This is a genomic window from Bacillus altaicus (assembly GCF_042136375.2).
In the GTDB taxonomy this organism is placed as follows: Bacteria; Bacillota; Bacilli; order Bacillales; family Bacillaceae_G; genus Bacillus_A; species Bacillus_A cereus_U.
On the sequence record NZ_CM143394.1, the window covers coordinates 3,903,183 to 3,925,157 of the forward strand.

A 21,975-nucleotide genomic window follows, 5' to 3' on the forward strand; every position below is an offset into this window, starting at 1 on the left:
AACCTTTTTACCACCTTACATTATTCGTATAACTTACTTCCAAATACAGCTTTTTCTAAATTAGATATACGTTTTAAAATATCCGTATTCGTATTGTTATATACAGGTTGTGCAACTGGTGTTTGTACCGGTTGTTGCGGAACTTGTGTTGCCGCTACTTTCTGCTCTTCTAATTCACGTTTCAAACGAGCATTTTGTTGTTTTAATTGATCAAATTCCTTATGAAACGCTTCATAATCTTTAATAATCATATCAAGAAACTTATCTACTTCTTCTTGTTGATAACCTCTCATACCTGTTTTAAATTCTTTTTCTAAAACATCTTTCGCTGTTAATTTAATTTTATCCGAAATCATTTTCTTCACCTCAAATTTTTGCCAAAGCTTTCATTAACTAAATTTTTTCAGAAACAATGCCTTTTGTCAATCAAATATACGAGTACTATATTACATCTTACTCTGCATTATTCCACTGTTCCTCTTCCATTATATCTTGTAAATCAGAAAAAAGAATGAAATAACTGTGATAATTTTCTATTTCTCCTTTTTTCTTAGCTGCTTCTACAATATATTTAGGGCTCCCAGACTTTTCTTCATCATATACAGCTAAAAGTGCATCGCTTTTTTCAATAAAAAATTGATTCTTTAATTTAAATTGCTCTGGGCTTTCGTACTTCCGTTTCGTAATACTATCAATGTGATCTGCTTGCGAAAGAATAAATTCGTAATATTCACGGTTATCTTCCTTCCAATTTTCTTCTTGTTCTAAAAAAGGAGTAAATACCGCTAATTTTAAATCTGGATATTCTACTTGAATTTCAAAAACAACTTCAGCAGCCCATAGCTCTACTCCTAACTGGCCGCTAATAATAACCCATTCCAAACCTTCTTCTACAAAAGCAGTTAATTTACGATGAATTGCCTTTTTTATACATTCTACTCCTGGATGATCATTTTTAAATATTCCAAGCTCAAATGGCTTATATCCTGTTACAGCAACAACTTTCATATCAACACTCCAATTACAAAAAAAGAACTAGCATTTCGCTAGTTCTAACATATCATTTACTTTTTAAACATTCCACCAACGTTTGGTCCTATATTTGGTCCAAATGGTGATACATTCGGTCCTGGTCCAAATGGTGATACGTTCGGTCCTGGTCCAAATGGTGATACGTTCGGTCCTGGTCCAAATGGTGATACGTTCGGTCCTGGTCCAAATGGTGATACGTTCGGTCCTGGTCCAAATGGTGATACGTTCGGTCCTGGTCCAAATGGTGATATTTGATGCCCATGGTGATGATGGCCATGACCGCATGGTCCACATCCTCCGCCGAATCCACCAACAGATCCTGGATCACCAGGGTCTACAACATTTACGTTCGAGTTTGTTTGTGGGAAGAAGTTTTGATTTTTAATTTGTTGATGATGTACGTGTGTTGTATGCGTTGGGAAAATGTGTGGCACCACCGTTGTTGAAAAAGAATGTGTTACGCACTGTTTTGCCGGATGAATGACAGGAGCAGTTGTACAAATAGGTCCTACAGGCTTATGCCCTCCAAAGCAAGGATGACAATGATGCATAGTTTTTTCTCTCCTCTCTCGTTAAGAAAATCTGATTACACTTTACAATATGAGAAAGGAAGTAAAGCCGCTTGTTATATATACCCATTTATTTCATGGAAATTTGTCTAGTATTCAATTTCATACGTAATACCTATTATAGACAACCCCCTAATATTATTTACCAAAAAAGCCCCCGACTTGCTTAACAATCCCTGTTACTTGATTCATCGCGTTCATCATTTGTCCAGCTGTGTTCATCATTTTATTTACATCGTAGTTACCATCTGATGATTTAAATTGTGAAACAAAACTAGAAAACTGACTTGGTTGCTGTTGCTTTTGTTTATTCATCGTTGGATATGGTTGTTTTGGTGGATAAAACATAGCTTGTTGATTTGCATATTGAGATGGCGACATGTAGTTTTGTGAATTCATATACGCTTCCTGTGGTTGATTCGTATACATTTGCTGCGGCTGACTCATATGCGCTTGCTGTGGTTGATTCATATATGCTTGCTGCGGTTGATTCATATGTGCTTGCTGTGGTTGATTCATATGTGCTTGCTGCGATTGATTCATATGTGCTTGCTGCGGTTGATTCATATGTGCTTGCTGCGATTGATTCATATGTGCTTGCTGCGGTTGATTCATATGTGCTTGCTGCGGTTGATTCATATGTGCTTGCTGCTGATTCCCAAACGACACTTCAAATGGTTGATAATAATTTTGGTTTCCATAATGAGGCTCGAAAGGATACATATTATATCGTAAATATGTATCCTCATTATATTGATACATATTTTGCTGTGCATATGGATTTGCTTGCTGATATACATTAGGTTGTTGAAACATGCATTCTCTCCTCCTTCGCATAAGTTTCTACATATAGAATATGTACCTATAAAATAAAATGTGTAACGGAGTATCTGTCTATTTTTGTCGGAAGTTTAAATTTTTAAAAAAATTAGAAAGTAAACCCTTCCATGCTATGATAATAAGGAAGAAGATTCTCATTGGGGAGGAATCAACATGGTATTAGGGGATTTAAAACAAGCGTTTTCTCAAAAAAAGGGGTATTACACTGAAAATTCGAATGAACTGTTAGACTTTGCGAGACATTGTTATCTTGAAGGAAAAGTATGCATATCAGATTACCGAACATTAATACGCGAGTTAGAAATAAACGGTGCAACAAAACCTACAACAGTGACAGAAGCATAAAAAAAACAAGAGGGTTTTCCCTCTTGTTACTTACATTGATCTACGATATTTTGCAAAGTATACGAAATAGCTTGATGAGTTTCAAAGAAACGTTTACCTTTTCCCTTATTAACAAAACATTGTAGCACATTAGTTTGCAAATTATCATACACTTGATCAATTTGTTGTACATGTATATACTTAGGTTGTTCTTCCTTTATCCACCTATAAGCTAATTCTTTCCACATCTCTAACTCCGCATCTACAATATCAACAAATGGCTTCATATCCTTATAAAAATCATATTCCGCCATTTCTCTTTTTTTCACATTCGCTTCATCATTATACTGCATTAACTTCTCCGAGGACTGGATTAATGCTTCATATCCCATTTTGTTCCCACCTTATTATGCACTCACTACGACGTTTTGAAATGTCTTTACCCAGCTCCCTTTTTCTTCGTGATGCACTAATTTATTTTCCATATGTTCTATATGCATTTCTGTTATTTCTATCTTATTGCATATTTTTTCACCTTTACCCTTTAATGCATGATTCATTCTAATCCCAATATTCATTTCCAGCAAATCGAGAGAACTTAACATTTGATCCATTTTTTTCATAATATCTTCCTTCTGAACCATCGCCATATTTAAAACGCCCCCTTCTTTGCCTTTCCTTTGTCATGTAATTTCGCCGATTGATTGATTACTCCTTCTCACATGACAAAACTAGTTGATATTCGTCAAAGAAATCATTTAGTATGCCATTTTTAGAAATGGTAACAATACAAAAAGGAGGTGTATTACGATGGCAAAAAATAAAAACGAAAAAAAGAAAAAGCAAAACAAACAACAAAATAAACCTGAGACTGGTAATCCAAAGCTTGATGGTCCAAATTTCCCCGCTACATAAAGTGAAACTTTAATCAGTGGGGTTTTGTTCATCCCCCACTGATTATTAACCTTCACCAATCGGGCGTTTACGGGCAGCAGGGCTCCCACCTAACTTCTTTGCTCCAGCCAAATTTTGAGGTGGGAGTTTTACTGCCGGCAAATAGCAGCTTAGAAAGTAATTTATTGTAGAGCATATTACTTTTAATAAAGAAGCCCCGCCTTCATTTAGGAAGGCGGGACTTCTTTATTATATCATGAACTCATCTATTCTTTTAACAAAACTACTTAATATAGAAAGAGTATGTATTTGTTCCCTCTTCTTTCTATACCATTCTGTTATATTAATTTCCCCCTTAGGTTTTTCAAGTGAAAATAAAGAATCTATTTCCAATCCTTCACTAAACCAATCTTTTTCAATTAATTTTTCATGAGTGACAATAGAATACACATCCCTAAGAGCCGGCGTACCTGATTTTCTAATTCCCCTTATATTACATTCATAATCCATCCTTGATCCTGTATGCCTAGTTTGCACTGCAAATTTATAAAAAGAAGCCTTATACTTTGAATGAAATAATAACCAAGCTAATTGCTTCCCCAGTTCTATACGTTTTTGCAACGTTTCAAATTGATAAACTGAAAATCCATACATTCCCCCTTCCACCATCGGAAAAATAACTGCACTAAGGTGAAATATTTCTTGAAATTTAAATAGTGCAGTATCAAATACATGTTTTTGAAAGTATGCATTCTCAATTACTGGTTTTTGAATTTTATTTTGTTCATTAATAATAAGTGCCGTCATAAGCCTATTTATATCTTTTTTCTCCCAAAACGCGATCCATTCTTTTTCCATAAAAATTGATATGTTGAAAAATTGTAACAAATGAAAGAGCGGCGCACATCTCTTTTTACTTTCCTCATACAGTAATAGTTGAGGAAATGCATCTAAGAAAATGAGCCAATTGGCTTTCTCATACAAATGAAATAATCGTCTCTTAACTGTTTGAGATAAAAGATTAGAATAATATTCCCCTTCTAAATCTGTCATGTTCCATCCCCCATTCCTTGAAACCATGCTTGCTAAAAAAGACCATCTAATTTCTCTATTTCTCAAATAATATTCTTGGTAAGATTGTGTACGTGAAATATTATCTACGTTAGCTACATCCGTTCTCTCCTTAATATTAAGAACTATAGCTTTTTCCTCTTCTGTACAAAAAATATCATTACGGCTCTGTTTAATTTTTTCGTAATCATTCCATCGAAACATGAGTAAGTCACCATACCTTTCTTGAAAAAGGTCACATCTTTTTTCATTTTTTGATATAATCACCTTTGTAAGTAAATCTTATCAAGTTGGGAGTGGACAAAATATGACCATTCGTTACCCAAATGGAAAAAGGTACGATCAAGCTTCACAACCTCATAAAACACCAATAAAAAAACATACTTACAGTAATAGAGGTATGTCCCTTGAAGAGGAATTGAATGAAACCAATCAATATTACTTAACCCATAATATTGCATGCGTACATAAAAAACCTACACCTCTTCAAATTGTAAAAGTAGATTACCCCGCTCGAAGTGCTGCAGTGGTAAAAGAAGCGTATTTCAAACAACCTTCTACAACAGATTACAACGGTGTATACAAAGGGAAATATATCGATTTTGAAGCGAAAGAGACTAAAAATAAAACCAGTTTTCCACTTCAAAACTTCCACCTTCATCAAATTGAACATATGAAGCAAGTAGTCGCTCATAATGGAATTGCATTTGTTATTATTAAATTTACACTTTTTGATGAATTTTATTTATTAGATGCAAAACATATTATTGCATTTTGGAATCGTCAAAATACTGGTGGACGTAAATCGATTACAAAACAAGAAATAGAAGAGCATGGGTCTTTATTATCATGCGGTTATCACCCTCGAATTGATTATATCCGCGTACTAGACACGGTTTATTTTTCGTGATAGAGTCATCACTAAGGCTCTTTTTTCGACTTTTGGGGGAGAGAATGAAAGGTAGGAGAAAGTATAATGTCAGATAATTATCGTTCTCGTACAGAACGAAATCATGTAAAAAATCAAACGAAAGAAACTCATAAAGAAGAAAAGCCAAAGAAAAAAGGTTCCTTTTTCAAGAAATTCCTTATAGGTTGTCTACTTCTTGGTATCGTCGGCCTCGTAGCTGGCGTTTCGGCTTTCTTTGTTATGGTAAAGGACGCTCCGAAATTAGACAAATCAAAACTTGTCAATCCTTTATCAACAAAATTCCTTGATAAAAACGGGAACTTCTTCTATGAATACGGTGCTGAAAAACGAACCCATGTTACTTACGATCAAATTCCCAAAGTAATTGAAAGTGCATTCCTTGCGACTGAGGATGCTCGCTTCTATGAGCATGATGGAATTGATTTTAGACGTACTGGAATGGCAATTATGGAAAATGTCACTGGTGGCTTTGGCTCACAAGGTGGTAGTACGATTACACAGCAAGTAGTTAAAAACTATTTTCTAACGATGGACAAAACTGCAAAGAGAAAAGTGCAGGAATGGTACTTATCTTATAAGTTAGAGCAACAGTACTCAAAACATGAAATTTTAGAAATGTACTTAAATAAGATTAACTTAGGTAATCGCTCTTATGGTATTTCAACAGCTGCCAAAAAATATTACGGCAAAGATTTAAAAGACATACAACTACACGAAGCTGCAATGCTCGCTGGTTTACCCCAAGGTCCTAACATTTATGACCCAACAAAACCAGATAACATTGATAGAGCAACGAAACGTCGTAATATCGTATTAACATTAATGAACCGACACGGGTATATAACGAAACAAGAAATGAATGATGCAATGCAAATCCCTGTAACACAAGGACTTCTTCCATCTTCAGAAGTGACTGAAATGAAGTATCAAGCATTTATAGATGCTGCTGTAAAGGAAGTTGAAAAAGAATACCCTGATGTAAATATCGGTTCAGATGGTTTAACGATTCATACAACACTTGATCAAGATGCTCAGGATTACGCTGAAAAAATTATGGATGGCAATCTCATTAAGTATCCAAACGATCAGTTCCAAGGATCATTTGTATTTATGGATACACAGTCTGGAGAAGTTCGAGCAATTGGTGCTGGGCGTAAAGAAAGTAAGTCTACTTTCAAAGGTCATAATATGGCAGTTGATTTAAAACGCCAAGTTGGTTCAACAATGAAACCAATTTTCGACTATGGTCCAGCAATTGAGAATCTTCAATGGTCTACTTATCATCAATTAAATGACTCTGATTACACTTACTCTAATGGCACAAAGATTAAAAATGCTACAGGTAATTTTAAAGGTGACGTTTCACTTCGTGAAGCATTGAAGAAGTCATTAAACATCCCGGCTTTAAAGACAGCTCAAACAGTTGGTCTTACTAAGTCACAAGAGTTTGCTGAAGGTTTAGGCATGACGTTTGAAAATGGAGTACATGAATCTACTGCAATTGGTAGTAACGATAGTTCTCCATTAGCAGTAGCAGGTGCATATGCAGCGTTTGGTAATGACGGTGTTTATAATAAACCTCACTTCGTAAAAGAAGTCATCTTCCCAGACGGGAAAAAGAAAAGCTTTAAACCGAAAGAACAACGTGCAATGCACGACTATACAGCTTATATGGTTACTGATGTTCTTCGTGACGTAGTAAAACCTGGTTCTGGCGGTACGGGGCCAACAGCATATGTTTCTGGATTCGACGTTGCTGGTAAAACAGGAACACAAAACTTTGATGCAAAAGATATAAAAAAATATGGCATCCCAGCTGATGCAAACAGAGATAGCTGGTTCGCTGGATATACACCACAATATACGATGGCTGTGTGGACTGGTTACGAAAAGAATGGTCCAGAAAATTACATTAGCGATCGTTATACTAAAATTGCACAACAAATGTTCCAAGTAATGATGAGCAAATTCGCTACAGATAAATCTCGTTTCGAACGTCCTTCTTCTGTACAAGAAATAAATGAAGAATTGTACGTAAAAGGTGCGAAAAAAGATGCAGTTAAACAAATTAAAGTAGATCCACCTAGTGGCCTTAATGTCGCTTTCGATGGCGCTAGCACAGTGACACTGAACTGGTCTGGACCATCATCAAATGTTGATGCATACGCAGCAAGCTATAAAGCTACTGACGGTTCTAGTGGTAGCTTATCAGTAAGCGGTACGACAGCTACTCTTGGTGGTATTAAACCAGGTGTTACTTACAGCTTCTCTGTAGTAGCGAAAAAGGGTACTGGAACAAGTCCTGCAGTTGGTGCATCCTTCACTGCGCCTGGCGGAACTCCAAATGCGGAAAAAACTGACGAAGAGGCTAAGAAGAAGGCTGACGAAGAAGCTAAGAAAAAAGCTGACGAAGAAGCACAGAAAAAGGTCAATGAAGATAAACTAAAACAAGAAGAAGCTAAGAAAAAAGCTGACGAAGATCAGCGCAAACAACAAGATCAACAACAACAACAGCAACAAGAACAACAACGTAAACAGCAAGAAGAACAACGTAAACAGCAAGAAGAAGCTCAAAAGAAGGCTGCTGACGAAGAGGCTAAGAAGAAGGCTGATGAAGAAGCACAGAAAAAGGCCAATGAAGATAAGCTAAAACAAGAAGAAGCTAAGAGAAAAGCTGAAGAAGAAGCTAGAAAAAAAGCTGAAGAAGAACAGCAACAACAACATACCGTAGGAGATACACCTCACGCAGACGGAAATGTTGTTACAACAGAGTCTTAATAAACAAAAAAAGAAGTCGGTTTCTCTTAACGAGAAACCGACTTCTTTTTTGTTATCATTTTCTTTACATATAGCTTTTCTATTTCGATATACAACTGTGCTAATTGAATATATGAATGGTAATTACTCGGTTTCTTTATAATAAATGAATATCGCTCCATAAAATTAACAGGTTGTACTTCCAATTTATTCGTATTTACTTGCATCTCGTTCAAACTATGAACAGGCTGCTCATTTAACCAATATATAACCGATAGAAAGTGAGCTGCAAAAAGAATCATCGGACCCTCAGCTTCTTGTTTTTTTCTGTTCCGAAATAGTGTAGCAATTTCTTCATGCTTGCTTTTCCATATATTTAACACCGCTGGAATACTTGTTTCAATTTCATTCCATGGCTCATATTGTCTTTCAATATCAAATATAAAGTAAGTATTTTGTATTATTTCTTCAAAAGATTGGTCTGTGTGATACGTAATCGAATTTGCACTCTCTTTAAAAAATGGTACGCACCGAAACTCTTTCGGTATTTCTATAACTCGCTCCACCCTTTATTTCCCCTTCATTCGTTTCTTTCCTTCGCGACATATTTCTAGTAATCGGCACTCTTCACATTGTGGTCGCTGCGCCTTACAGTAATAACGTCCGAAGAAAATCATACGGTGGTGTGTAACTCCCCACTCATCCATTGGAATTTTCTTCATCAACGTCTTTTCCACTTCTAACACAGAATCTTTCCATCTACAAATTGCTAACCGTTTACTCACTCTCTCTACATGCGTATCAACAGCAATCGCTGGAATCCCAAAAGCTACCGAAACAACTACATTCGCTGTCTTTCTCCCTACTCCTGATAACTTCGTCAGCTCGTCACGGTCTTCTGGAACTTTCCCGTTATAATCATCTAGCAACATCTGGCACAATTTTTGAATGTTTTTCGCCTTATTTCTAAACAATCCAATGGAACGTATATCTTGTTGTAATTCTTCTAAAGACACACTTAAATAATCTTCTGGTGTTTTATATTTTTGGAATAAGTTTTTCGTCACCTTATTCACAAGTGCATCTGTACATTGCGCAGATAATGCCACTGCGATTACAAGTTCAAATGGATTATCATGAATTAATTCACAATGCGCTTCTGGATACATATCCGCCATTGTATCTAAACAATAGCGAATTTGCGTTTTATTCAACATGTCTTTCCTCCTACATTACTGCTCCAACCAATTGTAAAAAGGCACTTTCCCAGTAAATTTTGTTTCTTGTTTTGTTGTTTGTTGTGTACGTTGCTGATTCGCTCTAAATTTTTGGCCTTGATTTTGCGCTTGCTCTATCGTTTTAATTCCGTTCTTTTTCCACTCAAATAAAATACGATCAATATACCGGAAATTAAGTTTACCACTCATAACAGCTTCCCTGAGAGCAGCTTGAATTAAATTCGGATGATGTTGATCTTGATCTTCCCACATTCCTAATGTTTCACATTCAAACGGTGAGAGCGGTCTTCCAAATTCTTTTTCAAATACTGTATATAAATTTACTTGAAGTTTCTTTTTTTCTTGCTGTTCTTCCTCTATTGATTCATCCATTAAAAAATGCAATATTTTTTCCCAAAGTGGTTGTAAAGAATAACTTTCACACATCATCGCTTCTGATCTTTGTCCACCTTCTAGCGCTAAAAAACCTTTTTGGATTAATGTCTGAATCACTTCCATACATTTCATTTCTGTTATCGTCATCCGCTCTGAAATCTCTGAAGGAGTCGGGAACGAATTACCTGATTCTAAAAATGTGTGTACATGAAGTACCACCATAAATTCCGTTTCATTTAAGCCTAGCTTTTTATAATGCATCATAAGCAATTTAGGAATTGCTATGCTTCCCTGTTCAAACCATTGTAACATCATTTTCTTTTTCATCACCAAACACCTCGTTCTCTAGTATAACACACCTTCAGCCATTTCTTTTTGCCACAATTCGTCAAAAAAACCTCCCTATATATAGGGAGGTTACTTGCCATTTACTATAAAAGACAGAAGATTACGCCTGTACTTTGCTTTTCATGAACGTATGAATTCGTTCTAATGCTTTCTCTACTTGCTTAAGAGATGTCGCATACGATAATCGAACGTTATTTGGTGCACCAAATCCTGTACCTGGAACAAGAGCTACTTTTTCCTCTTCTAATAATGCTTTTGCCCACTCATCAACTGTATCATACCCAGCTAACGCTACGGCTTCTTTTACATTTGGGAATAAGTAAAAAGCACCTTGTGGTTTGATACAAGTGAAACCAGGAATTTGAATTAATTTATCATAAATAATGTTCAATCTTTCTTCAAACGCTTGACGCATTGTTTCTACAGGTTCTTGTGAGCCTGCATACGCAGCAATTGCACCGTATTGAGCAATTGAAGTAGGGTTTGACGTACTATGACTCGCTAAGTTCGTCATCGCTTTAATAAGCTGCTTATTTCCTGCTGCATATCCAATGCGCCATCCTGTCATAGAATGTGATTTAGATACACCATTAATAATAAGTGTTTGTTCTTTTAATTCATTAGAAAGCTGGGCAATCGAAGTATATTCTGCAGCACCATAAATTAATTTTTCATAAATTTCATCTGAAACAATTAAGATATTATGTTCTAAGCACACTTCTCCAAGCTGTTGTAATTCTTCTTTGCTGTAAATCATCCCTGTTGGATTGCTCGGTGAATTAATAATAACTGCTTTCGTTTTCTCTGTAATTGCCCCACGCAGCTGCTTTGCTGTAATTTTGTACTCATTGCCTTCTAGACCTTCTACATAAACTGGGTTACCACCAGCGAGTTTTACTTGTTCTGGATAACTTACCCAGTAAGGAGTTGGGATGATAACTTCATCTCCTTCATCAAGTAACACTTGGAATAATGTATATAATGCATGCTTGGCACCATTACATACAATAATTTCAGATGGATCATACGCAATTCCTTGATCGCGAGTAAATTTCTTCACAATTTCTTGTTTTAACGCTTGTAATCCACCTGTTGGTGTATACTTCGTATGTCCTTCTAACATCGCTTTATGCGCGGCATCCATAATATGTTCTGGTGTATTAAAGTCAGGTTCTCCTGCTCCTAATCCAATTACATCATGACCTTCTGCTTTTAATGCTTGTGCCTTTGCTGTAATTTCTAAAGTTGAAGACGGTGTTAAAGCAGCTACTCGCTTTGCTAATTTCATTTGTAGTTCCCCCTACATCTATTTTTCAATGCTGTAGTGTCCAGCATATGCACCATTTTGAACTTCTAGATAATAATACGTATAACGATCTTCCTGATCAATATATGTAATTTCCCACAACGGAATATCGTTTTCAGCACCTAATTTTACTTTTACAATTTGTTTTGACTTCGGCTTAGGTTCAGCACCTTCTCCAGTCGCCTGTTCAGCCAATTTTTGCAAAGCTTCTTTTTCAGAAATACCTTCACTCTTTTTCTTCACAAGGACATTTCCTTTTTTATCAGGCACCCAAACAATAATTTGTTCTCCTTTTTCATCTACACCTTGCACGACTGTATATGAAGATTTTCCGTTATAATAATCAACAGCATTTACCTTTGTAAGCTTTGCCTTTTCTTTCGCAATTTCTACAGACTTTGACTCTTTTGGAATTTTCTTTTCCATCGCTTTATTATAAACATACGCCCCATATATTCCGCTAGCAACGATAACGATAATGATTGCAAAGATCCACTTTTTCATTGTATCACTACGTTCTGTAAATCGTAAATACAGCTATTTCTTTATCTTTTTCGTCTAATGCTAATCCGAACATGAGGTCCTGCTCTTTTAACGTACGATTCAAGCTATCAACAATTTTATACAAGTCAGACGAATATTTAATACGCGTCGTTGATAGGACTTCGATTTTCTTATCCATGAAAAAACTCCTCCGTTACACAAAAATTTCTAATTATAGAAGATCGCAATGCGGTTACAATAAGAGTACATTCTTTACAACCCCTGCTTCATCACCCATCTATTATAGCAGGACATGTACAGCAAAAAAAGGTTTCAAATCGAAAAGCAATATATTTTGTATACAAGAAGTAAGAAAAATAAAATTCCTCCTACCCACATTTTTTACGCCTGAAGTTTAAGTGTACTTCAGGCGTATTTTTCTTCCAATTTTATTTATTTGGTCGTTCCTTTAATTGCTCTAACAATTCTTCTAAAGGTCCTTCATAGAGCGGGACAGTTGGGATTGATTGTAAAAAACGTTTTCCATAGGAAGAACTTGTCAAACGGCGATCTAGAACAAATACCGTTCCCGTATCTGTATTTGTTCTAATAAGACGACCAAATCCTTGTTTGAAACGTAATATCGCTTGCGGGAGCGCTAACTTAGCGAATACGTCTTCTCCTTGATTTTTTAGCCACTCTCCTTTTGCTTCCATCATCGGCTGATTAGGAGGCGTAAAAGGCAGGCGGACAATGACAAGGCAACTCAGAGCATCTCCAGGTATATCTATCCCTTCCCAAAAACTACTTGTTCCTAACAAAATCGATTTGTCGAACTCTTGAAATTTACGAATGAGGCGACTTCGGCTCTTATTATTCACACTTTGTGTTAATAATAAATATCCTTCTAATGAATCATCACTTTTCAAATTCGTATACGCTTCTTTCAACATTTCATACGAAGTAAATAAAACGAGCATTCTACCTTTTGTAGCTGTCGCTATTTTTGCGATATGTGCCGATACAGATTCAATATATTCCTCATTACTTGCTTGCTTAATAAAAGGCACATCCGTTGAAACCATTAATTTCATTTGTTCTTCAAAACGAAATGGTGATGGAACCTTTAATATATTGGGCGCAAAATCATGCAAACCTAGCTCTTCTTTTATATAGTCGAATGAATCACTAACTGTTAACGTTGCTGATGTGAAAATAACACTCTTTTTTTCTGTTAAAAATTCATCAGCAAATCTTTCACTAATATGAACAGGCTGCGCATATAAAACGGTTGAATGAATCGTTCCCTTCGTTTCAGTCTCCATCCATGTCACGTATGAATTTTTTTCTAAAATGAGTAATTGTAAAGATTGTACCATCTTTCTCAACAACTCAATTAAGTGCATAAATTCACCTGTAACAACATGCATCTCCCATTCTAATTTACTTTGCAATATATCAACTTGCTTCTCAAGTGTAGTCACCAATTTTCTTACATCATATACAAAACGATTTGTTAACTCGGTAATGCTATCCCATAACTTACCTGTCTCTACTTCCGTGTTATATCGATAAATGAGCGGCATATTGCTCATCCCTTGTTCCTGCTTTGTTTGTTTAAATATGAAAGCACGTAACATTTGGAATAGTTCATCTGCATCAAATTTAAGCTCCTTCAAACTATGACTCACCATACGGAAAGTCGAACGAGAGGCTTGCTCTAATTTTTTCATCATTTTATATACTTTGGAAAGCACATCATCTGTTTCTAGCGTACCAAGACGAGATAAAGCTAATTGAAAATACATACATGAGAACTGTTCACCGAATGTTCTACTCGCCGCTTCCTCGATATGATGAGCTTCATCAAAAATAATATGTTCACATGAAGCAAACAGTGGTTCTTCACTTGAAAAATCTTGAAATAATAACGCATGATTTGTAATAACAATATCTGCAAACAATGCTTTATTCTTCGCTCGTTGATAAAAACAACGACTAAACCAGTTACTTTGCATCCCGCCTGGACTATATGCATCACTACAAATACGGTTCCAAAGTAACTTTCCGCCCTCAGGAATATTTAATTCATCACGATCGCCGGTTTCCGTTTGCAATAACCATACTAAAATTTTTGCCTTTGTGAGCGCCATATCATAATTTTTCTCTTCTTCTTGCAAAGCATATTCAAATTTATGTAGACAAAGATAATGCTTTCTTCCTTTCAGAAGAGCCACTTCAAATGAAAATGGAATTATTTTCTGTAATAATGGAATTTCTTTTTCTAGTATTTGTTGTTGCAATTGTACAGTTTGTGTACTTATAATGACAGGTTCTTCTTTTTTCTTTGCGAAATAAATACTTGGAAGTAAATATGCAAGCGTCTTCCCCGTACCTGTTCCTGCTTCAATCAGTGAAAACCTAGAATCTCTTAGCGCTGTATATATTTCCTTCATCATAATTTGTTGGCTTTCTCTTTTTTCAAACTTTGGCATATTCAATTCAAGTTTATCCATTGCTTTATGTAAGAAAGCATCAAATTTAGATGCGCATGTTTCACTGAGGCTTAAAGAATAATTCCGCTTTCGAAGCGCAATATTTCGATACACTTCATACTCCTCTGCCATTTCTTTACCATGCATCATTTTCTTTAAAATATTTTCAGAAAGTACATCAGCTATATCACTTTGGAAAACATCACTTAATTCATAAAGCGATTGTAATGTGACAAGTGGTAACTTTTCAATTTCACTTAAAAATTGTAAAAACAACTCCGCTGTTGCAAGAGCATCACTATCCGCACGATGTGGTTGATCGTGCTCTAGTTCATGCTGCTTAGCTAAATCACGTAATTTATAACTATCAGCTGTCGGCAAAAGAATTTGCGCCAATTCAACTGTATCAATTTTAGGACAATGTACTTCTGTATATCCAGCCTGCCTTAATTCTTCATTTAAAAAATTCCAATCAAAGTGAACGTTATGTGCAACAAAAGCCGCACCTTGTAATAGCTCAACAATCATCGGGGCTACATCTCGAAATAACGGGGCTTGTTTTACAAGATCTGCATCAATCCCAGTTAATTCTGTAATAAATAGGGGAATCTCTCTCTTCGGATTAATAAAAGATGAAAAAATCTCTAATATCTCTCCATCTTCCACTACAACAGCTGCAATTTGGGTGATTTTATCCTTCCCATCCTTCCAGGAGTTCCCTGTCGTCTCTAAATCAACAACGACATAACGCTTACTCATATATGTAACACCTCAATTTCTTACCTATCAAACACAAAAATTATATATTGTTACTATACCACGTTTTACCTCATCTTAATGAAAAGATGCACAAAAAAGCTATCTCCTTAATTAGAGATAGCCTTCCTACTTATAATATCGTGCCAGCTTTTTCAGCACCTAACATTTCAATAATTTGATTATCATCGTCTAATACTGCAATTTTCGGCTCTTGTTTATGAATATTTTCTTCTGCCACTAAACCATAGCAAATAATAATAACTTTATCACCCGGTTGTACAAGCCTTGCAGCTGCACCATTTAAACACACAACACCGCTACCGCGCTCTCCTTTAATAACATATGTCTCTAAGCGAGCTCCATTGTTGTTATTTACAATTTGTACTTTTTCATTTTCTACAATATTTACCGCATCCATTAAATCTTCATCAATTGTAATACTACCTACATAATTTAAATTTGCTTCTGTTACAGTTGCGCGATGTAACTTCGCTCTCATCATTGTGCGAAACATAGATGCTCCCCCTTATTTCCCCATTAATGTTATATTGTCAATTAATCGTACATGTTCAAACTTAACTGCAATCGCTAAAATGATTCTTCCTTCAATTTTATCTATTGCTTTTAATGAAGGATATGCATATAAATCAGCATAATCTACAGTGCATTTCGTATACTTCTCAATATGCTCTTTCACAAGATTCATAATGATTTCTGGATTACGTTCACCTGCCTCAATTCGTTCTTTCGCTATACATAGACTGCGGTATAAATGAGGAGCCTCTTCGCGTTCTTCTAGTGATAAATACACATTACGAGAACTTTTCGCTAATCCATCTTCTTCCCTTACAATATCAACTGATACGATCGTAACGGGAATATTAAAATCCCTTACGAATCCTTCAATTACAGCTACTTGCTGTGCATCTTTCATACCGAAATAAGCACGCGTTGGCAATGTAATATTAAATAGTTTCATTAGTACAGTCGCAACACCAGCGAAATGACCAGGTCTTTGTTTACCACATAATACGTCGGTACGCCTCACAACTTCTACTGTTGTCGTTTGTTCTGCTGGATACATCTCTTCTACACTCGGATAAAATAAATAATCAACACCATTTTCTTTTGCTACATTTTCATCTCTATCAATATCACGTGGGTATCGATCTAAATCTTCATTTGGTCCAAATTGTAGTGGATTTACAAATACACTTAACACTACAATTTCATTTTCTTCCTTTGCCTTACGTAGTAACGTAGCATGCCCTTCGTGTAAATACCCCATCGTTGGAACAAAACCGATACTTTTTCCACTTGTACGAAGTTTGTTTGTAATTTGCTGCATCTCTTGTACTGTAGTTATGATTTTCATTATTGTTTTCCTCCGTATAACGCTAAGCACTCTTCCTCTTTCATTGTGAATGAATGTTTTTCTTCAGGAAATTGCCCTGTCTTTACTTCAGTAACGTATTGCGAAATCCCTCGCACAATCTCCTCTTGAACAGACGTATATTGCTTCACAAATTTCGGAACACGATTTACGCCGTACGAGATAAGATCATGGTATACAAGAACTTGCCCATCTACTTTTTGTCCTGCTCCAATTCCGATTATCGGAATTGTTAACTGCTCTGAAATAAGTTCTGCTAATTGCATTGGCACACACTCTAACACAAGTGCTATCGCACCAGCTTCCTCACATTTCTTTGCATCTTCTATTAATTTTTTTGCACTTTCAGCATCTTTCCCTTGTACTTTATACCCACCTAGCACTCCTACAGATTGAGGAGTTAAACCTAAATGCGCCACAACGGGAATTCCCGCATTCGTTAAGTAGTGAATAGTTGATATAACTTCTCCAGCACCTTCTACCTTTAATGCATGTGCCCCGCTCTCTTGAACAATGCGACGTGCATTAACCATCGTATCTTGCAATGAGATATGATAAGACATAAATGGCATATCAGTTACAATAAACGTCTCTTTCGCTCCGCGGCGTACAGCTTTCGTATGATGAATCATATCCTCTACAGTTACTGGAACTGTTGAATCATACCCAAGTACAACCATTCCTAGAGAATCACCCACTAAAATCATATCGACTTTAGCTTCTTCTGCTAATTTAGCAGATGGATAATCATACGCCGTTAGCATTGTAATCGGCTCACCTTGCTCTTTCATTTTCAAAAAATCTGTTTTTGTTTTCAAAAACTACTCCTCCTTTATGCAGGAGAGAGGAGATGGCCGAAATCATATAAAAAACCCCTCTGGCCATAAAAGGGCAGAAGGGTTGTGTGTTAGTCGGCATTATTCATCCCTCTGTCCCAGTCCATTATTGGATCAAGGCAGAATCCAAATTATTTTTTTCATACTGCGTAAAATAATGGTGCAGTTCGCTTTGATACTGCCCATATTCGAACTAATTATAGCAAACTCTGAAAAGGAATTGCTACATTTTTTTGAAAAAATAATTTTCTATTCCTATTACGGTATGTGAAATTTATTAGTATCTAAATGACAAAAAAAGCTCCAAAATAGGAACTTCTTTTACTTAATTTCTATATCAGCAGAATGAATGTGGTGCACTTGTCCTTGATGATCCTCAAGTAACAATACACCATCCTCCGTAATCCCTTTTGCTAGCCCATTAATAGTTTCCTTCATCGTTCGAGCTGTAATTTCTTTTCCGATACTTACTGCGTAACTTTCCCAAAGAATTTTAATAACAGAGAAGCCATTTTTTAAATACTCTTCATACAATTTCTCTAGTTGCAAGAAAATTTGTTGCATAAGTTCCGCACGAACAATCGGCTTATCCGATTCAATTGCTAATGAAGTTGCAATTTGCTGAATTTCCTCATCAAAATGTTCTTGTTTCTGATTTGCATTAATGCCAATTCCCATAATAACAGCATTAATTTTATCTGGATCAGCTTGCATCTCCGTTAATATACCGACAGCTTTTTTACCTTGAATTAAAATATCATTTGGCCATTTAATCCCTACGTTTACACCGGTACATTTTTCAATTGCTTGCGCTACGCTAACAGCTGCTAATAAAGTAAGCTGTGGTGCATGATGAACTGGAATAGATGGACGCAAAATAATACTCATCCAAATTCCTGTTCCTTTTGGAGAATACCATTTTCTACTTAACCGTCCTCTACCTGCTGTTTGTTCTTCAGCAACGACAATTGTTCCCTCTTCTGCGCCTTCATAAGCAAGTCTCGCTGCAATATGCTGAGTAGATTCAACCGATTCTTCAAAATAAACCGTTCTACCGATACGCTCTGTTTGTAATCCTAATTGAATCTCATTAGGAGTTACTTTATCTGGTTTACTAGCAATTCGATACCCTAAGCGGCGTACAGCTTCTAGTTCATACCCTTCATTACGAAGACCCTCCATATGCTTCCATACAGCGGTTCTCGAACAGCCAAGTTTGTCACTAAGTGTTTGACCAGATACAAATGCACCATCTGCTTCAGAAAAAACTTGTAATAACTGCTTTCTTATAGTAGATTGCATCTTTGTAGCCACTCCCTTATATTCTCTTTCTTATTAACTAAATCTCCTTGTACGATTGCTTCTTCAATATTTTGAAGCATTTCGGCAACCCACGGACCTGGCTTTTTATCTGCCCAGCTTAATAAATCATTACCAGTCACATTCATTTCTTGACGATTTTTTATCGGCAATGCATGAAATAATGATTGTACTTGCTTAACAGACGCACTATTATAACTTTCTATTATCGCTTCATATACTCTTTCCGCCATCTCAGCGATGCGAATCCCAGTTTTATAAAGAAGGATTGTATCCCACTCCTTCTCCTTTCTAGAACGAATTGCTAATAAAACCGCTACAATATCTTTAATCTTTTTATTCGAGAACTTCCATTGACGCAAAAAGACAGATGGATGCTCTTCTCCGATACAATATAAGAAAAATGCCCACGCCTCAACGTCTGTTTCGAAAGAATCCCATTTATACTGCGTAGCTTTCAAGAGTCTTTCTTCTGACATTTGCAAATATGGCAGGTGAGAAAATAGCTTCGTTTCTACTAACTCTTGAAGACCATTCACACAATATGTACCGGTCAACAATTTTTCAAATTCAACTGTAATTCTTTCAATCGCTATATGTTCGAGCAAATGCCCATACGTTTCAATTGCTTGTTTCGTCTTTATTTCCAAAGAGAAACCTAACGTACTTACGAACCGAATACCACGCATCATTCGCAGTGCATCTTCTTGAAAACGGTCTGCCGCATCTCCAACCGTTGTAATTTCCTTCAGACGAATCGCTTCTTTCCCAGCAAATAAATCAACCATTTCGCCTTCCGCTGTCATTGCAATTGCATTCATCGTGAAATCACGTCGTTTTAAATCCTCTTCTAATGAACGGACAAATTGAACACTACTAGGTCTCCGAAAATCTTCATATTCGCTTTCTGTTCGAAAAGTAGTTACCTCATATGGTTCACCATTTTCTACAACAATTACAGTTCCATGCTCAAGACCAACCGGAACATGTCTTGGGAAAATAGCCATTACTTCTTCTGGTAAAGCAGATGTTGCGATATCGATATCTCCAATCGGTCTATCGATAATAAGATCGCGTACACTTCCACCAACGAAGTAAGCCTCATGTCCGTACTGTTTTAATATCTCAATAATTGAACTAGCTTTTTTAAATCTTTCCATTCTTGTCATCCCTTAGTATGTCATAATAAATCGCCTCATACTGTGAAACGATTTTTTCCGAACGAAACTGCTCATATACAGATTTCATCGCTCGCTCTCCCATATTACGGTGAAGTTCTTCATTTTCTAGTAGTTGAATTGCTTGCTTAGCTATTCCATCTGTATCTCCAACTTCACATATATATCCTGTTTCACCATGTTGAATGACCTCTGGAATGCCCCCAACCCTCGTTCCGATACTAGGCACACCACACGCCATCGCTTCTAATATAACGAGACCAAAACTTTCCTTTTCTGATAAAAGTAGCATTAAATCACTCATCGCAAGAAGCTCTGCAACATTATCTTGCTTTCCTAGGAATAAGACACGTTCCTCAATATGTAAACTTTTCACCAATTGTAAAATAGTACAGAACTCTGGTCCATCACCAACAAGAAGCAATTTCGCATCTACTTCCTTTACAATTTTGGCAAATGACTGCACAACATCCTGTACACGCTTAACCTTTCGGAAATTTGAAATATGAATCAATACTTTTTCATTTTCTCGTATACCATATTCTTTTTTTAATTGAGACATATCACGTTTGAAATAAACACGTTCGTCTACAAAATTGTATACCGTCTCAATTTCTTTATCTGGTTTTACAAGTTCATTTGTTTCTTCAATTAACGAATGTGACACAGCTGTAACAACATCAGATTGTTCAATACCAAAGCGAATTAAATTATTTAACGAAGGGTCGGAACCTAACACAGTAATATCCGTTCCATGTAAGGTTGTAACAATTTTAATACGCTCCCCAATCATTTGTTTTGCTAAATATGCACAAATAGCATGAGGGATTGCATAATGCACATGTAAAATATCAAGGTTTTCTCTTTGAGCAACCTCTGCCATTTTACTCGCTAATGCTAAATCGTAAGGTGGATATTGAAAAACAGAATATTGATTTACTGTTACTTCGTGAAAATAAATGTTCGGGTACACTTTATTCAACCGAAATGGTACACCCGATGTAATAAAATGAATTTCATGCCCGCGTTCCGCCAATTGCTTCCCTAACTCTGTCCCAACAACCCCAGAACCACCTACAGAAGGATAACATGTAATACCTATTTTCAATTTCATTTACATCCCCCTATTAAATCAGCATGTATTAAAACGGGTTTTTTACTCATAAATCCTTCGGCATACAGCACTCCAACTTCTTTCCCAAACATCTTCTCCCGAGCGAGTACAGTTTCAACGTATCCTTCGGTTAATGGCGTCTTAACACCATCACTCCCTGTTGAAAACTGACTTTCATACGCTTCTAACGCTTCCACCTTTTTAGAAAGGTATTCACTAATATCTATACAAAAATTCGGTTTATGAAAACCATTAATTATATAATTATAAAAAGACTCTACACGGTGCGGCGGAAGTTCAGGCATATATTTACGAATTCCCGCTGAAAAGATAGCTTCTTCCACAAGTTTCGCGCAATTAGCATGGTCTGGATGACGATCTTCGTAATATGGTGCGAAAATTAGTGTTGGTTTATATGTACGAATAATCTTTACAATTTCACGTATATACTCTTCTTTCATATACAAACCACGGTCTGGCATTGCTAAATTAATTCTCGTTTTTACTCCCATAATACGAGCTGCAGCCTTTGCCTCTTCTTTTCTCAGTTCTACCGTTCCATTTGAGGAAAGATCAGCTTCTGTTAAATCGCAAATGCCTACTTCATAGCCTTGCTTCGTATACTTTGCAATGGTACCTGCCATGCCGATTTCAACATCATCGGCATGAGCACCAAACGCTAATATATGTAATCCACTCATAATTGTTCCCC

The 21,975-nt window shown here is 36.3% G+C and carries 25 protein-coding genes; 4 read left to right on the forward strand and 21 right to left on the reverse strand.

From position 1 onward, the window contains the following. Positions 1 to 20: 20 nt before the first annotated feature. The 4 genes from gpsB to ACE38F_RS20130 all read right to left on the reverse strand — a co-directional run bounded on the left by gpsB (position 21) and on the right by ACE38F_RS20130 (position 2,417). Positions 21 to 356, reverse strand: a complete 336-nt coding sequence (gpsB, locus tag ACE38F_RS20115) for a cell division regulator GpsB (protein WP_215555806.1) — start codon at positions 354 to 356, stop codon at positions 21 to 23. A 97-nt stretch (positions 357 to 453) separates the two neighbouring features. After that, the gene (locus ACE38F_RS20120) at positions 454 to 1,008 is read right to left on the reverse strand and encodes an SLOG family protein (protein WP_215555805.1); all 555 of its coding nucleotides are present in this window, start codon (positions 1,006 to 1,008) and stop codon (positions 454 to 456) included. Between the two features lie 56 nt (positions 1,009 to 1,064). Then, on the reverse strand, positions 1,065 to 1,583 hold the full coding sequence (locus tag ACE38F_RS20125) for a CotD family spore coat protein (protein ID WP_462782389.1): 519 nt from the start codon (positions 1,581 to 1,583) through the stop codon (positions 1,065 to 1,067). A gap of 156 nt (positions 1,584 to 1,739) precedes the next feature. Then, entirely contained in the window at positions 1,740 to 2,417 is a 678-nt protein-coding gene (locus ACE38F_RS20130; protein ID WP_375369771.1) for a YppG family protein, read from the reverse strand. 177 nt (positions 2,418 to 2,594) lie between these two features. On the opposite strand from ACE38F_RS20130, the gene ACE38F_RS20135 reads away from it, so the two are divergent. Next, entirely contained in the window at positions 2,595 to 2,786 is a 192-nt protein-coding gene (locus tag ACE38F_RS20135) for a YppF family protein (RefSeq protein WP_002030817.1), read from the forward strand. 26 nt (positions 2,787 to 2,812) lie between these two features. On the opposite strand, the gene ACE38F_RS20140 is transcribed toward ACE38F_RS20135, so the two are convergent. Both ACE38F_RS20140 and ACE38F_RS20145 read right to left on the reverse strand, forming a co-directional pair. Further along, positions 2,813 to 3,157, reverse strand: coding sequence for a YppE family protein (locus tag ACE38F_RS20140; protein WP_215555802.1), 345 nt, complete (start codon positions 3,155 to 3,157; stop codon positions 2,813 to 2,815). A 15-nt stretch (positions 3,158 to 3,172) separates the two neighbouring features. Beyond that, positions 3,173 to 3,415 carry a hypothetical protein gene (locus ACE38F_RS20145; protein ID WP_215555801.1) on the reverse strand — a complete coding sequence of 81 codons (243 nt, stop codon included), beginning with the start codon at positions 3,413 to 3,415 and terminating at the stop codon, positions 3,173 to 3,175. A gap of 118 nt (positions 3,416 to 3,533) precedes the next feature. On the opposite strand from ACE38F_RS20145, the gene ACE38F_RS20150 reads away from it, so the two are divergent. Next, positions 3,534 to 3,680 carry a phage portal protein gene (locus ACE38F_RS20150; RefSeq protein ID WP_306475192.1) on the forward strand — a complete coding sequence of 49 codons (147 nt, stop codon included), beginning with the start codon at positions 3,534 to 3,536 and terminating at the stop codon, positions 3,678 to 3,680. A 228-nt stretch (positions 3,681 to 3,908) separates the two neighbouring features. On the opposite strand, the gene ACE38F_RS20155 is transcribed toward ACE38F_RS20150, so the two are convergent. Continuing rightward, a complete protein-coding gene (locus tag ACE38F_RS20155; RefSeq protein WP_215555800.1) occupies positions 3,909 to 4,934 on the reverse strand; it encodes a DUF2515 domain-containing protein in 1,026 nt (341 codons plus the stop codon). A gap of 103 nt (positions 4,935 to 5,037) precedes the next feature. On the opposite strand from ACE38F_RS20155, the gene recU reads away from it, so the two are divergent. Together recU and ACE38F_RS20165 are read left to right on the forward strand one after the other, a co-directional pair. Beyond that, positions 5,038 to 5,640, forward strand: coding sequence for a Holliday junction resolvase RecU (gene recU / locus ACE38F_RS20160; protein ID WP_000155584.1), 603 nt, complete (start codon positions 5,038 to 5,040; stop codon positions 5,638 to 5,640). A 66-nt stretch (positions 5,641 to 5,706) separates the two neighbouring features. Continuing rightward, the gene (locus ACE38F_RS20165) at positions 5,707 to 8,439 is read left to right on the forward strand and encodes a PBP1A family penicillin-binding protein (RefSeq protein WP_375369772.1); all 2,733 of its coding nucleotides are present in this window, start codon (positions 5,707 to 5,709) and stop codon (positions 8,437 to 8,439) included. 26 nt (positions 8,440 to 8,465) lie between these two features. On the opposite strand, the gene ACE38F_RS20170 is transcribed toward ACE38F_RS20165, so the two are convergent. From ACE38F_RS20170 to bshB1, 14 genes are all read right to left on the reverse strand, one after another. Continuing rightward, positions 8,466 to 8,984 carry a YpoC family protein gene (locus ACE38F_RS20170; RefSeq protein WP_215555798.1) on the reverse strand — a complete coding sequence of 173 codons (519 nt, stop codon included), beginning with the start codon at positions 8,982 to 8,984 and terminating at the stop codon, positions 8,466 to 8,468. 3 nt (positions 8,985 to 8,987) lie between these two features. Next, on the reverse strand, positions 8,988 to 9,635 hold the full coding sequence (nth, locus tag ACE38F_RS20175) for an endonuclease III (RefSeq protein ID WP_375369773.1): 648 nt from the start codon (positions 9,633 to 9,635) through the stop codon (positions 8,988 to 8,990). Positions 9,636 to 9,650: 15 nt separating this feature from the next. Next, entirely contained in the window at positions 9,651 to 10,358 is a 708-nt protein-coding gene (gene dnaD, locus ACE38F_RS20180) for a DNA replication protein DnaD (RefSeq protein WP_078181042.1), read from the reverse strand. Positions 10,359 to 10,479: 121 nt separating this feature from the next. Continuing rightward, positions 10,480 to 11,667, reverse strand: coding sequence for an aspartate transaminase AspB (gene aspB, locus ACE38F_RS20185; RefSeq protein ID WP_375369774.1), 1,188 nt, complete (start codon positions 11,665 to 11,667; stop codon positions 10,480 to 10,482). A gap of 18 nt (positions 11,668 to 11,685) precedes the next feature. Further along, on the reverse strand, positions 11,686 to 12,189 hold the full coding sequence (locus ACE38F_RS20190; protein WP_215555795.1) for a cell wall elongation regulator TseB-like domain-containing protein: 504 nt from the start codon (positions 12,187 to 12,189) through the stop codon (positions 11,686 to 11,688). A gap of 7 nt (positions 12,190 to 12,196) precedes the next feature. Then, the gene (locus ACE38F_RS20195) at positions 12,197 to 12,367 is read right to left on the reverse strand and encodes a YpmA family protein (protein ID WP_000358351.1); all 171 of its coding nucleotides are present in this window, start codon (positions 12,365 to 12,367) and stop codon (positions 12,197 to 12,199) included. 250 nt (positions 12,368 to 12,617) lie between these two features. Next, the gene (gene dinG / locus ACE38F_RS20200; protein ID WP_375369775.1) at positions 12,618 to 15,422 is read right to left on the reverse strand and encodes an ATP-dependent DNA helicase DinG; all 2,805 of its coding nucleotides are present in this window, start codon (positions 15,420 to 15,422) and stop codon (positions 12,618 to 12,620) included. 130 nt (positions 15,423 to 15,552) lie between these two features. Then, positions 15,553 to 15,936 carry an aspartate 1-decarboxylase gene (panD, locus tag ACE38F_RS20205; protein WP_000490176.1) on the reverse strand — a complete coding sequence of 128 codons (384 nt, stop codon included), beginning with the start codon at positions 15,934 to 15,936 and terminating at the stop codon, positions 15,553 to 15,555. Between the two features lie 12 nt (positions 15,937 to 15,948). Continuing rightward, positions 15,949 to 16,797, reverse strand: coding sequence for a pantoate--beta-alanine ligase (panC, locus tag ACE38F_RS20210; protein ID WP_375369776.1), 849 nt, complete (start codon positions 16,795 to 16,797; stop codon positions 15,949 to 15,951). After that, complete coding sequence (gene panB, locus ACE38F_RS20215) at positions 16,797 to 17,633, reverse strand: 3-methyl-2-oxobutanoate hydroxymethyltransferase (RefSeq protein WP_215555792.1); 837 nt, start codon at positions 17,631 to 17,633, stop codon at positions 16,797 to 16,799. Before panB ends, panC begins: the two co-directional genes overlap by 1 nt. Positions 17,634 to 17,972: 339 nt before the next feature. Next, positions 17,973 to 18,953 (reverse strand): biotin--[acetyl-CoA-carboxylase] ligase, encoded by a 981-nt coding sequence (locus ACE38F_RS20220; RefSeq protein WP_375369777.1) that lies wholly within the window; start codon positions 18,951 to 18,953, stop codon positions 17,973 to 17,975. After that, a complete protein-coding gene (locus ACE38F_RS20225; RefSeq protein ID WP_375369778.1) occupies positions 18,938 to 20,131 on the reverse strand; it encodes a CCA tRNA nucleotidyltransferase in 1,194 nt (397 codons plus the stop codon). The genes ACE38F_RS20220 and ACE38F_RS20225 overlap by 16 nt, the downstream gene beginning before the upstream one ends. Further along, entirely contained in the window at positions 20,118 to 21,263 is a 1,146-nt protein-coding gene (gene bshA, locus ACE38F_RS20230; protein WP_002086596.1) for an N-acetyl-alpha-D-glucosaminyl L-malate synthase BshA, read from the reverse strand. Before bshA ends, ACE38F_RS20225 begins: the two co-directional genes overlap by 14 nt. Further along, positions 21,260 to 21,964 (reverse strand): bacillithiol biosynthesis deacetylase BshB1, encoded by a 705-nt coding sequence (gene bshB1 / locus ACE38F_RS20235; RefSeq protein WP_215555790.1) that lies wholly within the window; start codon positions 21,962 to 21,964, stop codon positions 21,260 to 21,262. Before bshB1 ends, bshA begins: the two co-directional genes overlap by 4 nt. Between the last annotated feature and the right edge of the window lie 11 nt (positions 21,965 to 21,975).

What these genes read in the sequence shown, in the direction of transcription:
- gpsB (WP_215555806.1), bottom strand. Translation starts at nt 356, where the DNA reads ATGATTTCGGATAAAATTAAATTAACAGCGAAAGATGTTTTAGAAAAA.
- ACE38F_RS20120 (WP_215555805.1), bottom strand. Translation starts at nt 1,008, where the DNA reads ATGAAAGTTGTTGCTGTAACAGGATATAAGCCATTTGAGCTTGGAATA.
- ACE38F_RS20125 (WP_462782389.1), bottom strand. Translation starts at nt 1,583, where the DNA reads ATGCATCATTGTCATCCTTGCTTTGGAGGGCATAAGCCTGTAGGACCT.
- ACE38F_RS20130 (WP_375369771.1), bottom strand. Translation starts at nt 2,417, where the DNA reads ATGTTTCAACAACCTAATGTATATCAGCAAGCAAATCCATATGCACAG.
- ACE38F_RS20135 (WP_002030817.1), top strand. Translation starts at nt 2,595, where the DNA reads ATGGTATTAGGGGATTTAAAACAAGCGTTTTCTCAAAAAAAGGGGTAT.
- ACE38F_RS20140 (WP_215555802.1), bottom strand. Translation starts at nt 3,157, where the DNA reads ATGGGATATGAAGCATTAATCCAGTCCTCGGAGAAGTTAATGCAGTAT.
- ACE38F_RS20145 (WP_215555801.1), bottom strand. Translation starts at nt 3,415, where the DNA reads ATGGCGATGGTTCAGAAGGAAGATATTATGAAAAAAATGGATCAAATG.
- ACE38F_RS20155 (WP_215555800.1), bottom strand. Translation starts at nt 4,934, where the DNA reads ATGTTTCGATGGAATGATTACGAAAAAATTAAACAGAGCCGTAATGAT.
- recU (WP_000155584.1), top strand. Translation starts at nt 5,038, where the DNA reads ATGACCATTCGTTACCCAAATGGAAAAAGGTACGATCAAGCTTCACAA.
- ACE38F_RS20165 (WP_375369772.1), top strand. Translation starts at nt 5,707, where the DNA reads ATGTCAGATAATTATCGTTCTCGTACAGAACGAAATCATGTAAAAAAT.
- nth (WP_375369773.1), bottom strand. Translation starts at nt 9,635, where the DNA reads ATGTTGAATAAAACGCAAATTCGCTATTGTTTAGATACAATGGCGGAT.
- dnaD (WP_078181042.1), bottom strand. Translation starts at nt 10,358, where the DNA reads ATGAAAAAGAAAATGATGTTACAATGGTTTGAACAGGGAAGCATAGCA.
- aspB (WP_375369774.1), bottom strand. Translation starts at nt 11,667, where the DNA reads ATGAAATTAGCAAAGCGAGTAGCTGCTTTAACACCGTCTTCAACTTTA.
- ACE38F_RS20190 (WP_215555795.1), bottom strand. Translation starts at nt 12,189, where the DNA reads ATGAAAAAGTGGATCTTTGCAATCATTATCGTTATCGTTGCTAGCGGA.
- ACE38F_RS20195 (WP_000358351.1), bottom strand. Translation starts at nt 12,367, where the DNA reads ATGGATAAGAAAATCGAAGTCCTATCAACGACGCGTATTAAATATTCG.
- dinG (WP_375369775.1), bottom strand. Translation starts at nt 15,422, where the DNA reads ATGAGTAAGCGTTATGTCGTTGTTGATTTAGAGACGACAGGGAACTCC.
- panD (WP_000490176.1), bottom strand. Translation starts at nt 15,936, where the DNA reads ATGTTTCGCACAATGATGAGAGCGAAGTTACATCGCGCAACTGTAACA.
- panC (WP_375369776.1), bottom strand. Translation starts at nt 16,797, where the DNA reads ATGAAAATCATAACTACAGTACAAGAGATGCAGCAAATTACAAACAAA.
- ACE38F_RS20220 (WP_375369777.1), bottom strand. Translation starts at nt 18,953, where the DNA reads ATGCAATCTACTATAAGAAAGCAGTTATTACAAGTTTTTTCTGAAGCA.
- ACE38F_RS20225 (WP_375369778.1), bottom strand. Translation starts at nt 20,131, where the DNA reads ATGGAAAGATTTAAAAAAGCTAGTTCAATTATTGAGATATTAAAACAG.
- bshA (WP_002086596.1), bottom strand. Translation starts at nt 21,263, where the DNA reads ATGAAATTGAAAATAGGTATTACATGTTATCCTTCTGTAGGTGGTTCT.
- bshB1 (WP_215555790.1), bottom strand. Translation starts at nt 21,964, where the DNA reads ATGAGTGGATTACATATATTAGCGTTTGGTGCTCATGCCGATGATGTT.